This is a genomic window from Marinobacter sp. F4206 (genome assembly GCF_019392195.1).
Taxonomy (GTDB): domain Bacteria; phylum Pseudomonadota; class Gammaproteobacteria; order Pseudomonadales; family Oleiphilaceae; genus Marinobacter.
The window spans coordinates 18,848-32,250 of the sequence record NZ_JAHXKI010000003.1; the positions used below are offsets into that span (position 1 = coordinate 18,848).

The 13,403-nt window shown below is 60.2% G+C and carries 10 protein-coding genes and 1 pseudogene; all 11 read left to right on the forward strand.

Translation table 11 applies throughout. The features are described from left to right. Nucleotides 1-3: 3 nt before the first annotated feature. Nucleotides 4-1,488, forward strand: a complete 1,485-nt coding sequence (locus KZO34_RS13240) for a UDP-N-acetylmuramoyl-L-alanyl-D-glutamate--2,6-diaminopimelate ligase (protein WP_219477330.1) — start codon at nucleotides 4-6, stop codon at nucleotides 1,486-1,488. Continuing rightward, complete coding sequence (locus KZO34_RS13245; RefSeq protein ID WP_219477331.1) at nucleotides 1,485-2,876, forward strand: UDP-N-acetylmuramoyl-tripeptide--D-alanyl-D-alanine ligase; 1,392 nt, start codon at nucleotides 1,485-1,487, stop codon at nucleotides 2,874-2,876. Before KZO34_RS13240 ends, KZO34_RS13245 begins: the two co-directional genes overlap by 4 nt. Further along, nucleotides 2,861-3,946, forward strand: a complete 1,086-nt coding sequence (mraY, locus tag KZO34_RS13250) for a phospho-N-acetylmuramoyl-pentapeptide-transferase (protein WP_219477332.1) — start codon at nucleotides 2,861-2,863, stop codon at nucleotides 3,944-3,946. The genes KZO34_RS13245 and mraY overlap by 16 nt, the downstream gene beginning before the upstream one ends. Before the next feature lie 15 nt (nucleotides 3,947-3,961). After that, nucleotides 3,962-5,302 carry a UDP-N-acetylmuramoyl-L-alanine--D-glutamate ligase gene (gene murD, locus KZO34_RS13255; protein ID WP_219477333.1) on the forward strand — a complete coding sequence of 447 codons (1,341 nt, stop codon included), beginning with the start codon at nucleotides 3,962-3,964 and terminating at the stop codon, nucleotides 5,300-5,302. Between the two features lie 17 nt (nucleotides 5,303-5,319). Then, a complete protein-coding gene (gene ftsW, locus KZO34_RS13260; RefSeq protein WP_374706533.1) occupies nucleotides 5,320-6,501 on the forward strand; it encodes a putative lipid II flippase FtsW in 1,182 nt (393 codons plus the stop codon). Next, nucleotides 6,494-7,579, forward strand: coding sequence for an undecaprenyldiphospho-muramoylpentapeptide beta-N-acetylglucosaminyltransferase (gene murG, locus KZO34_RS13265; RefSeq protein WP_219477335.1), 1,086 nt, complete (start codon nucleotides 6,494-6,496; stop codon nucleotides 7,577-7,579). The genes ftsW and murG overlap by 8 nt, the downstream gene beginning before the upstream one ends. Continuing rightward, nucleotides 7,572-9,017, forward strand: coding sequence for a UDP-N-acetylmuramate--L-alanine ligase (gene murC / locus KZO34_RS13270; RefSeq protein WP_219477336.1), 1,446 nt, complete (start codon nucleotides 7,572-7,574; stop codon nucleotides 9,015-9,017). The genes murG and murC overlap by 8 nt, the downstream gene beginning before the upstream one ends. A 1-nt stretch (nucleotide 9,018) precedes the next feature. After that, nucleotides 9,019-9,984 (forward strand): D-alanine--D-alanine ligase, encoded by a 966-nt coding sequence (locus tag KZO34_RS13275; protein WP_219477831.1) that lies wholly within the window; start codon nucleotides 9,019-9,021, stop codon nucleotides 9,982-9,984. After that, nucleotides 9,977-10,816 carry a cell division protein FtsQ/DivIB gene (locus KZO34_RS13280; RefSeq protein WP_219477337.1) on the forward strand — a complete coding sequence of 280 codons (840 nt, stop codon included), beginning with the start codon at nucleotides 9,977-9,979 and terminating at the stop codon, nucleotides 10,814-10,816. The genes KZO34_RS13275 and KZO34_RS13280 overlap by 8 nt, the downstream gene beginning before the upstream one ends. Nucleotides 10,817-10,851: 35 nt before the next feature. Then, nucleotides 10,852-12,087 (forward strand): cell division protein FtsA, encoded by a 1,236-nt coding sequence (gene ftsA, locus KZO34_RS13285; RefSeq protein ID WP_219477338.1) that lies wholly within the window; start codon nucleotides 10,852-10,854, stop codon nucleotides 12,085-12,087. A gap of 98 nt (nucleotides 12,088-12,185) precedes the next feature. Then, nucleotides 12,186-13,175, forward strand: a pseudogene (ftsZ, locus tag KZO34_RS13290) (cell division protein FtsZ); the annotation flags it as partial. Nucleotides 13,176-13,403: the final 228 nt, after the last annotated feature.

Below are 13,403 nucleotides of genomic sequence, written 5' to 3' on the forward strand. Positions count from 1 at the left end.
CGTATGTGCATCACATCTCTCAGCACGTTGTTGCAAGGTATTGTGGCGGTGCCGTCGGTATTCGACGTAACCATACATGGACTCAAGACGGACAGTCGGGATGTCGGGTCGGGCGACGCCTTTGTTGCCCTGGCCGGCACCCAGACGGCTGCGGATCACTACCTGGAAGACGCCATTGCTGCGGGCGCCTCGGTAGTGTTGCTGGAATCCGGGGAGGCGGGGGAATGCTCTGAATATCGCGGAGCATTGGTGGTGCCCGTGGTCGGCCTGCGTAGCCTGCTGGGCAAGATTGCAGACCGCTTCTTTGAGCACCCATCCCAACGATTGCGATTGATCGGGGTCACCGGAACCAACGGCAAAACGTCGGTCACCCAATATGTGGCACAACTTCTTAAGGAAACCGGCACCCCCTGCGGCGTGCTGGGAACCCTCGGGTATGGCATGCCTGGCGCGCTGCAGCCGGCGACGCATACCACCCCGGACGTCGTTCAGGTGAATCGGGTACTGTCGCGGATTCTGGCCCAGGGAGGGCGGGTCGCGGTTATGGAGGTGTCTTCCCATGCCCTTGATCAGGGGCGGGTCGATGGCCTGATGATCGCGGGAGGCATATTCACCAACCTGACCCGCGATCACCTTGATTACCATGGTTCCATGGAAGCCTACGGCGAGGCCAAGGCCCGGCTGTTTGACCGGGAAGAGCTGCATTTTTCCGTGATCAATTTCGACGATCCATTTGGTCGCCAGCTGTTCGATCAGTTGGAAGGACGGTGTGATCGGGTGCGCTTCAGCTTGCACGAAGCCCAGACCGAGCTTTGGTTGAAATCGTTCAGTCCAACCGACGATGGCTTTGAGGCGAGTGTGGACGGCCAGTGGGGCGCGTTCGACATTGCCGTGCCGCTGATGGGGAGTTTCAATGCCAGTAACGTTCTGGCGTCGATGGCCATGGTCCTGACCCTCGGCGTTCCGGTTGAGCGTGTGCAGCAGGCGGTCAGCAGGTTGACGCCGCCTCCGGGCCGGCTCGAAAAATTCAGTAGCGCCGAAGGGGTTCGAGTGGTTGTGGATTACGCCCACACTCCGGATGCCTTGTCCAACGCGCTGGCGGCCCTGCGGCCACATGTTGAGGGTCGACTGATCTGCGTTTTTGGTTGCGGCGGCGACCGGGACAGCGGCAAGCGCCCGGAAATGGCAAAGGAGGCCGAAAAAGGGGCCGATGTCATCGTCGTCACCGATGACAACCCGCGCGGTGAGGATCCCGCTGAAATCGCATCGGACATAGTGGCGGGCTTCTCGGAGCCGGAACGAGCTTCAGTGATCCATGATCGGGCGGAAGCGATTCGTTCCGCCATCCAGATGGCATCGGCTGATGATCTTGTTCTGGTAGCCGGCAAAGGCCACGAAGCTTTCCAGGAAGTGGCTGGCCAGAAGATTCCTTTCAGTGATGCGGAGCAGGTGCGTCATGGCCTCAACCTGAATGGGGGTGTGGCATGATGCGCGCATTCTCCCTCGCCGACGCGCAGCGCTGGACTGGCGCGACCAGTGGAACTCCGAGTCTGGAGAAACTGCTTTTTACCGGTGTCTCCACCGATACCCGGTCACTTGCACAAGGTCAGCTGTTTGTTGCCTTGCGAGGTGAGAATTTTGATGGCCACCGTTTCTTGCAGAAGGCAAAGGACTGCGGTGCGGTGGCCGCCGTTGTCGACACCGCAGATGCGGCTGTTGACTTGCCGCAACTGGTGGTCAGTGACACCGTTGTCGCCCTGGCGCAGCTGGCGGCCGGCAACCGGAACGAAAGTGACGCCCGGTTCGTTGCCGTTACAGGCAGCAGCGGCAAGACCACCGTAAGGGAAATGACGGCGGCCATCCTGGCGAGGATGGGACCGACCCTGGCTACCCGGGGCAACCTGAACAATCACATTGGTGTGCCCCTGACCCTGTTTGGCCTCACGCCGGACCACCGGTACGGTGCGATTGAGCTCGGAGCCAGCGGGCTGGGCGAGATTGCACATACCGTCGCGATTACCCGCCCCGAGGTGGTGATCCTGACCAATGCGGGTTCGGCCCACCTGGAAGGATTTGGCAGTTACGAGAATATCGTTCAGGCCAAGGGCGAAATCATTGACGGTGTCGCCGAGAACGGTCTGGTGGTGCTGAATCGGGACGATCCCGCGTTTGACCAATGGCAGGCCCGTGCAGGTCAGCGCCCTGTTGTCAGTGTCAGTCGTCTTGGGCACCCGGGTGCTGACTACCGCTCTGAGCCGCTCGAGTCGGATGCGCCGGGTCAGAGTTTCCGGGTGAGCGGTCCCGATAATTGGGCCTGCATTGTGCGCCTTGCCCTTGAGGGTGAGCATAACCAGACCAATGCCATGCTTGCGATCGCCGCCGCCCGACGCATGGGGGCCGGGAATGAGGCAATTACCGACGGGCTGGCCCAGCTGGAGCCGGTGAAAGGGCGTTTGCAGAGCCTTCAGATGGCACCCGGTCTGACGGTAATCGATGACAGTTACAATGCCAATCCGGCCTCAATGAAGGCCGCGCTGAGCGTATTGGCCAGGCGTGAGGGCCAGAGGATCGCCGTGTTTGGCGCCATGGCAGAGCTTGGTTCGGACGCCAGGACCCTTCACCGGGAAGTTGGCGAGTTCGCCCGGGCCGCAGAGATTGAGCGATTGCTTACCGTCGGCCCAGGGTGCGAAGGCTATGCCGATGGCTTCGGCGTTGGAGCAGAAATGTACCACACCCATGACGAAGCGGTTGACGCCATCGTCAGTGCCGTTTCATCGCCGATGACGGTGCTGGTGAAAGGTTCTCGCAGTTCCGCCATGGATCACGTGGTGGAGGGAATAAAAGAAAAGGTGAATAACTCATGCTGCTCTGGCTGACAGAGGTTCTATCCCAATATTTCACGGCACTGACGGTGTTCCAGTACCTGACCCTGAGGGCGATACTGGGCACGCTTACTGCCTTGCTGATTTCATTGATCATTGGCCCGGTCATGATCCGGAAGCTGAGCCAGTACCAGATTGGTCAGGCGGTTCGGGATGACGGTCCCCAGACTCACCTGAGCAAGGCCGGCACGCCGACTATGGGAGGCGCCCTGATCCTGGTCGCTATCGGAATCAGCACGCTGCTTTGGGCTGATCTCACCAACCGCTATGTCTGGGTAACCCTGCTGGTTACCTTGCTGTTCGGTGCCATTGGCTGGGTCGATGACTACCGCAAGGTGGTCGAGCGTAACCCAAGAGGATTGCCCGGACGCTGGAAATACTTTTGGCAGTCGGTGATTGGTGCGGGTGCTGCTATTGCCCTGTTTTTCACTTCGTCCCTGCCGCAGGAAACGTCGCTGTATGTGCCCTTCGTCAAGCAGGTCTCCCTGACGCTGGGCCCGGTGATCTTTATCCTGCTCAGCTACTTCGTCATTGTCGGCAGCAGCAACGCAGTCAATCTTACTGATGGCCTCGATGGTCTTGCCATCATGCCAACGGTGATGGTCGCCGGGGCCCTCGGTGTATTCGCCTACGTCTCCGGGCACGCCCAGTTCGCCGACTACCTGTTGATTCCTCCTTTGCCGGGCACCGGTGAGCTGATTGTATTTTGCGGTGCCATTGTCGGTGCCGGGCTGGGTTTCCTGTGGTTCAACACCTATCCGGCGCAGGTGTTCATGGGCGACGTTGGCGCGTTGGCGCTGGGGGCTGCCCTTGGCGTGGTGGCTGTCATCGTTCGTCAGGAAATCGTGCTGTTCATCATGGGTGGCGTGTTCGTGATGGAGACGGTGTCGGTGATTCTGCAGGTGGCCTCATTCCGATTGACGGGACGTCGCATCTTCCGGATGGCGCCCCTGCACCATCATTTTGAATTGAAGGGCTGGCCCGAGCCGCGCGTCATTGTGCGGTTCTGGGTGGTAACCGTGGTTCTGGTTCTGATTGGCCTCGCCAGTCTGAAGATACGATAAGGGTACGCATCGACTATGGGCGTCATTGTTTCGGATCGTCGCACACTGATTGTAGGGCTCGGAAAAACCGGGCTTTCCTGCGTGCGCTATCTATCCGGGCAGGGACGGGAAATTGCGGTTGCGGACAGCCGCGAAACGCCGCCGGGACTGGACGAGTTGCGGGCCGGCTGGCCGGATGTGCCCGTTCATCTGGGTGCGTTTGATGCGGATTTGTTTTCCGGTTTCAACGAGCTGGTGGTGAGCCCCGGTATCAGCATCGCTGAGCCGGCTATTGCCCAGGCGAGCAAGAACGGCGCCCTGATACGCGGCGATATCGATCTGTTTGCCGAAGCCGCCGATGCTCCCATCGTGGCCATTACCGGCTCCAACGGTAAAACCACGGTGACCACGCTGGTCGGAGAGATGGCCAGAGCCGCTGGCCGCCGGGTGGAAGTCGGCGGCAATATTGGCACGCCGGCACTGGATCTGCTCGGGCGTGATGCCGACCTTTATGTTTTGGAGCTGTCCAGTTTTCAGCTCGAAACCACCGCGGAGCTGAATGCGCTGGCGGCGACGGTTCTGAATGTCAGTGATGATCACATGGATCGTTATCCGAACAAAATGGCTTATTTTCAGGCCAAGCAACGGATTTTCCGGGGCTGCAAGAATGCTGTTGTCAATCTCGACGATGCCCTGAGTACCCCCATGGCCCGGGATAACCTCCGGTTCATCTGTTTCGGGTTTCACCGGGTGAATCCGGAAACCTTCAGTACCCGGGACGACGATCAGGGCACCTGGATTACGTTCGGTTTTGACAACCTGCTGTTGGCCAGTGAACTGCACCTGATGGGACATCACAACCTCAGCAATGTCATGGCCGCGCTGGGTCTTGGATACGCCGCCGGTCTGCCAATGGAGACCATGCTCGACGTCGCTCGTCGCTTCCGGGGATTGCCGCATCGCTGTGAGTTTATCCGGCAAGTCGGTGGCGTCGAATACATCAACGACTCCAAAGGGACTAACGTCGGGGCTTCGGTGGCCGCAATTGAGAGCCTGGTACCCGAGCGCGGCAAGGTCGTGCTCATCGCGGGGGGTGACGGCAAAGGCGCGGACTTTGCCCCGCTGCAGGCGCCCGCCCTGATGCACTGTCGGGCACTGGTGCTGATTGGCCGGGATGCCGGCCAGATAGCCGAAGCCATAGGTAGCGGTGTTGACAGCCACATCGCCCGGTCGCTAGCGGAAGCGGTTTCCATCGCATCCGGATTGGCTCAGAACGGTGACCGGGTGCTGCTGTCGCCCGCGTGCGCCAGCTTCGACATGTTCCGGGACTACGGTGACCGGGGTGACCAGTTCCGCGCGCTGGTGGAGGCCTTGTGATGCAGACGGGAATCACAATGCCAAACCGAAACCAGTGGCTGGGTGAGCTTCAGCCGCTGCCAATGCTCGTCATCAGCGCCGTCGCATTGCTGGTGATGGGCGTCGTGATGATTTCGTCCGCGTCCATGGACATGGCCGCGGAGACCATGGGCAACAGCTACCACTACGTAATTCGTCAGCTGCTCTTCGCCGTAATGGGCTGTGTGCTGGCCCTTGTCGCTGTTAATGTGCCGATTTCATGGTGGGAGCGCAGCGGCTGGCTTCTTCTGGGCATTGGCCTCGTCGTTCTGGTGCTGGTCCTGACGCCGCTGGGGCGCACGGTCAATGGCTCCACCCGCTGGATTCCTTTCGGACTGTTCAACGTCCAGGTATCCGAAGTGGCCAAGCTTTGCCTGATCGCCTATCTCGCCGGGTACGTGGTTCGCCGCCGGGAAGAACTGCTGAATACCTGGGTCGGCTTCCTCAAGCCATTGGTGGTGCTCGGGGTGGCGTCGGTGCTGCTGGTGATTCAGCCGGACTTCGGGGCAACCGTGGTGCTGGTGTCGGCCGCGGCCGGCATGATTTTCCTCAGCGGGGTTCGGCTTAGCCGGTTCGTGCCGCTGATCGTCACTCTCGTTGTGCTCGGGGCGTTGCTGGTATTGACTCAGCCATACCGCCTCAAGCGGGTGGTGAGCTATCTCGACCCCTGGAAGGACCAGTTCGACAGTGGCTACCAGCTGACCCAGTCGCTGATTGCGTTTGGTCGTGGCGACTGGGGCGGGGTCGGTCTCGGCAACTCGATTCAGAAACTGTTCTATTTGCCGGAAGCCCATACGGACTTTATTTTCGCCATCATCGCTGAGGAATTCGGCTTGTTGGGGTCGCTGATTGTCCTGGCGCTGTTCACCCTGCTGGTGGTCAGCGGGTTTGTGATTGCCCGGCGGGCCGAGAAGGCGAACATGCCCTTTGGTGCGTGTTTTTCCTACGGCATCACGCTGCTGATCGGCCTGCAGGCGACAATCAACATTGCCGTCAGTACCGGTATGCTGCCAACCAAGGGCCTGACCTTGCCGCTGGTGAGCTACGGCGGCTCCAGCCTGATGATCATGTGTGTGTGCATCGGTGTCTTGGCAAGGGTCGAAATGGAGCGCCTGGACCAGGTTCGCCTCGGTCAGGAGAAGGCCGGTCCACGAACCCGGGGAGGCGCAGTTTATGACTGATCAGCGTCGCTTCCTGATGATGGCCGGTGGCACCGGTGGACACGTTTTCCCGGCGCTGGCAACTGCCCGAGCGCTTGAGGAGAAGGGACACCAGGTGTACTGGCTAGGGGCCAGTGGCGGCATGGAACAGCGCCTGATTGGCGATACCGATATCCCGCTGTCGCTGATTCACATCTCGGGTTTGCGGGGCAAGGGCAAATTGGCTTTGCTGCTGGCGCCGTTCCGGCTGATGCGAGCGCTGGGTGAGGCGTTCACCATCATGCGGCGGATCCGTCCGGACTGTGTTGTGGGCATGGGTGGTTTTGTGACCGGTCCGGGGGGCGTGGCCGCCTGGCTGACCCGTACGCCGCTGGTGATCCATGAGCAGAACGCGGTCGCGGGCCTGACTAACAGATTGTTGGTGCGGTTCGCAGAAACGGTATTGGAAGCTTTTCCGGGCAGTTTCGGCACCGAGGTCATTACCCGGTGTACTGGCAATCCGGTCAGGCAGGATCTGGCGAAATTGCCGACCCCGGACCAGCGCATGGCGGATCGAGACGGTGCCTTGCGGCTGCTTGTGGTGGGCGGAAGTCTCGGGGCCCAGGTTTTCAATCAGCAGGTACCGGAGGCGCTGGCGAAGATATCGAGTGATGAGCGGCCGGTTGTTCGGCACCAGTGCGGTGAAAAACATCTCGAGGCCGCCCGGTCAGCCTATGAGCAGCACGGGATTGATGCCAGCGTTGAACCGTTTATCAAGGATATGGCCGAGGCCTATGACTGGGCTGATGTGGTGCTGTGTCGGGCCGGTGCTCTGACCATTTCCGAGCTCTGTGCGGCCGGGGTGGGGGCTGTCCTGGTGCCATTCCCGCACGCGGTGGATGACCATCAGACGAAGAATGGTCAGCAAATGGTGAGTGCGGGTGCCGCCATCCTGATTCCCCAGGGGCGACTGACCCCCGAAGGGCTGGCAGAGACCCTGGGCGATCTGAGCAGGGATCGGGCCCGGGTAACGAACATGGCGAAGGCCGCGCGTACGCTGGCCCGCCCGGATGCAACGGAGAGAGTCGTGAATTACTGTCTGGAGGCCGCCAATGGCTGACACAAAGAATCCGCCGCTGGTCTATCAGGTGCCGGAAATGCGCCGGATCCGCCATATCCACTTCGTGGGTATCGGCGGTGCCGGCATGAGTGGCATTGCCGAAGTACTGAAGAACCAGGGCTACGATGTCTCCGGTTCTGACCTCAAAGAGGGGGCCGTCACCGCGCGGCTCAAAGCCATGGGCGTGGAAGTGCACATTGGTCATCGCCCTGAGAACAGTGCCAAGGCGGACGTTGTTGTGGTTTCTTCGGCGGTCGCTGACGACAACCCCGAGGTAGCCTCAGCCCGCGGTCGCCGGGTGCCGATCGTGCCGCGCGCGGAAATGCTGGCGGAAATCATGCGTTATCGCCACGGAATAGCGGTGGCAGGCACTCACGGCAAGACGACAACCACGAGCCTGATTGCATCGGTGCTGGGTGAGGCAGGACTCGATCCCACTTTTGTCATCGGTGGCAAGCTGAACAGCGCTGGCACGAACGCACAGCTCGGCGATTCCCGGTATCTGGTCGCAGAGGCGGACGAGAGCGATGCGTCGTTCCTGCATCTGACTCCGGTCATTTCGGTGGTAACCAACATCGAAGCGGACCACATGGATACCTATGGTGGGGACGTCGAAAAGCTGAAACAGACGTTTGTCGACTTTCTGCACAACCTGCCGTTCTATGGCATCGCGGTCATGTGCGTCGATGACGGTTATGTTCGGGAAATTATCCCGCGAATCTCAAGGGCGATCATTACCTACGGTATCGATAATCCCGAGGCCGACTACCGCGCGGAAGAGATCGAATCCGATGGTCTGCGGACCCGTTTTGTGGTCAAACGCCCGGGCGGTCGAAGTGATCTGGCGGTAGAACTCAAGATGCCGGGCCGCCACAACGTGCTTAACGCTCTTGCGGCGATTGCGGTGGCGACCGATGAGGGCGTTGACGACGATGCGATCTGCAAGGGGCTCTCGGGTTTTGCTGGCGTCGGCCGTCGGTTTCAGGTCTATGGCGACTATCAGACCCCGAAGGGCACCATCACCCTGGTGGATGACTATGGTCACCATCCCACCGAAGTGGAGGCGGTGATCCGGGCCGCTCACGACGCCTGGCCCGGTCGCAGGCTGGTGATGCTGTATCAGCCTCATCGATACAGCCGTACGCGGGATCTATATGAGGATTTTGTCCGGGTTCTGTCGGAGGTAGACGGTCTGCTGTTGATGGAAGTGTATTCCGCGGGTGAGCCTGCCATTCCGGGTGCTGATGGCCGTGCGTTATGCCGGAGTATCAGGCAGCGGGGCAAGGTAGAACCCATTTTTGTCGAGGACAACAACGAAATCGAGAGCCTGTTGGCGAACGTGCTTCAGGACGGCGACCTGTTGATGACGCAGGGCGCCGGGGATATTGGTGGGGTAGCGGCTAGATTGGCCGCAGCAGGAGTAATTGCCAGTGAGTGACATGCAACATCCCGAACCACAGGCCTACCAGGCGCCCCCGGAACTTGTCCGGGCGCTGGGTCGTGTTGCTGTATTTATGGGGGGCGATTCCGCCGAGCGCGAGGTGTCCCTGAAAAGCGGCAAAGCGGTGTTGGCGGCACTGTTGTCCGCCGGTGTAGATGCCTTTGCGGTAGACGTTCGTGGCTGCCTGCTGAAGACCGTGGAGAGCCCGGATTTCGACCGCGTCTTTATTGCTCTGCATGGGCGCGGCGGTGAGGACGGAACCTTGCAGGCAATTTTGTCCCAGGCCGGCATTCCCTACAGCGGCAGTGAAATTCTGGCGTCGGCTCTGGCGATGGACAAGTTGCGCACCAAGTACGTGTTTGAGGGTTGCGGGCTGCCGACACCCCGGTTCCGCACCATGTCCGCCGTGGAAGAAGCGGACCAGATCGTCAGCGAACTGAGACCGCCGCTGAGCGTGAAACCGTCGCGGGAGGGGTCGAGTATCGGCATTCGCAAGGTCAATACCGCCGCGGAGCTGGTCGAGGCCTACGAAGAGGCCGAGGCGCTGGATACCCTGGTGCTCGTGGAGGAATGGATCGAGGGCCCGGAGTTTACGGTCAGCTTGCTCCAGGATCAGGCGCTTCCGGCCATTGGTCTGAGCACCGATCATGTGTTCTATGACTATGACGCCAAGTATCTGGCCGATGACACTCATTACCGGATTCCTTGCGGTCTTGCCCCAGAGGATGAGCTTCGTCTTCAGCAGTTGGCATTGGATGCTTTCCGCGTTGTTGGCTGCCGGACCTGGGGGCGGGTCGACATCATGCAGGACGATGAGGGCCAGTTCTGGCTCCTGGAAGTAAATACCGTCCCGGGAATGACCGACCACAGCCTGGTGCCGATGGCAGCGAAAGCCGCGGGCATCAGCTTCGAAGAGCTGGTGGTCCGGATTCTGCGCGACACCCTGGAGGGGGCTGATGCTTGAGACACTGCTGATCCGGAGTCGGGCGGTACCGTCCGAACCCTCGAGGCGCCGGGGGGCAACGTCCCTCGGACCCGAGCGGGACCGGTTTGGTGTGTTGAGAGCGGTGCTTGCCGCCGTGCCCTGGCTGCAGGTGGGCATGGGCGCGGTGATTGTATTGCTGGCGGCTCTGGTGCCCTGGGGGACCAGCAAGGTGCTGGGTGCCATGGATCAGCAGATCATGGCGGTGGATGTGAATGGCGAATTCATCGGTGACAGCCGGGTGGCGATTGAGCGGGCCGCCGGTAACTGGATTGGCAAAAGCTATTTCGCCACCGACCTGTCGGAGATCAAAACCGAGCTCGAACGGCGGCCCTGGGTTGAATCGGCGGCTGTGCGCCGGGTCTGGCCTGATCGGCTGGTGATCGACGTTCGGGAGAAAAAGCCATTGGCCTACTGGACCGATGGGCGCCTGGTGAGTCGGACAGGCGAGTTGTTTGCGCCGTCCAATCCGCAGGTGGCCGGCCGTCTGCCGCGACTGGCGGGCCCGGATGAACGGGTGCGGGACGTCATTCAAATGGCCCAGACCATGAGTGAGCAACTGGTCAGTCACGGGCTGAATTTTGCGGGACTGTCGCTGGAACAGCGCGGTGCCTGGACGCTGATCCTGGCCAATGGCATCGAGGTTGTGCTCGGTCGGGACCAGGTAGAACAGCGGTTCGAACGATTTATCACAGTGTATGAAACCCGACTGGCGTCACGGTCGGATGAAGTCAGTCGGGTGGATGCGCGTTACACCAATGGTGTGGCGGTGCAGTGGAAAGCGGCGGAAGCCGCCTCCGGCCCGAAATCATAGTAACGGTTAATTCAGACCACGGTTTGGTGAGATACATGTCATCGGTTGAAACGGAAAACATGATTGTCGGCCTCGATATCGGAACATCCAAGGTGGTTGCGATTGTCGGCAAGCGCAAGATGGACGGCACCATTGAGGTTGTGGGCATTGGCTCACACCCCTCTCGGGGACTGAAGCGAGGCGTCGTGGTGAATATCGAAACCACCGTCCAGGCCATCCAGCGGGCGGTCGAAGAAGCTGAGCTGATGGCAGGCTGTCGCATCCACTCGGTGTATGCGGGCATTGCCGGGAGTCACATCAAGAGTCTGAACTCCCATGGCATCGTGGCGATCCGTGACCGTGAAGTGACTCAGGCTGACATCGACCGGGTGATCGATGCTGCTCAGGCGGTGGCAATTCCGGCCGACCAGAAAATCCTGCACATACTGCCGCAGGAATTCGTGATCGATAGCCAGGAAGGAATCAAGGAACCAATGGGGATGTCCGGGGTGCGCCTGGAGGCAAAAGTGCATCTGGTGACCTGCGCGGTGAATGCGGCCCAGAACATCGAGAAATGTGTGAAGCGTTGCGGTCTGGAAGTTGACGACATCATTCTTGAACAGCTGGCATCAAGCCACGCCATCCTGACCGAGGATGAGAAAGAACTGGGTGTCTGTGTCGTGGATATTGGCGGCGGTACCACGGATATTGCTGTCTTCACCGGTGGCGCCATCCGGCACACCGCGGTGATTCCCATTGCCGGCGACCAGGTCACCAACGACATTGCCATGGCGCTGCGCACACCAACGCAGAACGCCGAAGAGATCAAGATCAAATATGCCTGCGCGCTGACCCAGCTGGCCGGTGCGGATGAAACCATCAAGGTCCCGAGTGTCGGCGACCGTGCGCCCAGGGATCTCTCCCGCCAGGCCCTCGCGGAGGTGGTGGAGCCTCGCTATGAGGAACTGTTCACCCTGGTCCAGTCGGAGCTTCGACGCTCTGGCTTCGAGGATCTGATTCCCGCAGGCATCGTGATTACGGGCGGTTCCTCCACCATGGAAGGTGTGGTGGAACTGGCTGAGGAAATCTTCCACATGCCGGTAAGGCTGGCCTGTCCGCAGGCGGTTTCCGGCATGACGGAAGTGGTCAACAACCCGATCTACGCCACGGGCGTGGGGTTGTTGATCCATGGCTTCCGCCAGATGGATCTGGGGCGGGCGCCGGTGCTCAAGGGTGAAGATGCACCCACGCTGTTTGAGCGCATGAAGGCCTGGTTCACCGGTCATTTCTGACGGCGCCGGGTAAGCAGTAAACGAAGGTATCTCGAAAACACAATCTCGAAATAACAGCCTGGAAAGGCTGAATAAAACAGCACGAAGGAGTAGGGGAAATGTTCGAACTCGTCGATAATGTCCAGCAAAACGCTGTCATTAAGGTCGTCGGTGTTGGTGGTGGCGGCGGTAATGCCGTACGTCACATGCTCAACAGCGACATTGAAGGTGTGGAATTCATCTGCGCCAACACGGATGCCCAGGCCCTGACCGATATGGATGCTCGTCAGATCATCCAGCTGGGTGGCAATATCACCAAGGGGCTGGGTGCGGGCGCGAACCCGGAAGTGGGGCGTCAATCGGCTCTGGAAGACCGGGATCGTATTGCCGAGTCCCTGAAGGGCGCGGACATGGTCTTCATCACCGCCGGCATGGGTGGTGGTACCGGCACCGGGGCGGCGCCCGTGGTAGCGGATGTTGCTCGTGAACTTGGGATCCTGACCGTTGCGGTCGTCACCAAGCCGTTTATGTTTGAGGGTGGCAAGCGCATGAGCGTCGCCGACGCCGGGCTCAAGGAACTGGAAGAGAGCGTTGATTCGCTGATCACCATTCCGAACGAGAAGCTGCTGGCGGTCATGGGCAAGAAAACCAGCCTGCTGGATGCCTTCGCCTCCGCCAACGATGTACTGCTTGGCGCGGTTCAGGGCATTGCTGACCTGATTACCCGCAATGGCATGATCAACGTCGACTTTGCCGACGTGAAAACCGTGATGTCCGAGATGGGCATGGCGATGATGGGCACCGCCCGCGCCACCGGCGAGAACCGGGCCCGCGAAGCTGCCGAAGCCGCCGTACGAAGCCCGCTGTTGGAAGATATCAACCTGCAGGGCGCCAAGGGTATCCTCGTCAACATCACTGCTGGCATGGATCTCAACCTTGGTGAGTTCTCCGAGGTCGGTGACATTGTGCGCGAATTCGCGTCCGATTCCGCCACCGTCGTGGTAGGCACGGTGATTGATCCGGAGATGACTGATGAACTGAAGGTGACCGTGGTCGCGACCGGCCTGGGTGGCGACCGTGAGAAGCCGACCAAGGTGGTGGACAATACCCGCACCCTGGACGGTACCACTGATTACAACCAGCTTGATCGTCCGGCCGTTCTGCGTCGTCGAGCCGTATCCAACGGAAACGTTGCGATTGACCAGAGCAAAGACAGCGAAGAGCAGGGAGTCGACTATCTCGATATTCCCGCATTCCTGCGTCGGCAGGCTGATTGATAATCTGTCGCAATTGTGGTCCGGTTTAGGGGTTTTATCTATCGCAGGTAAAAAATAATG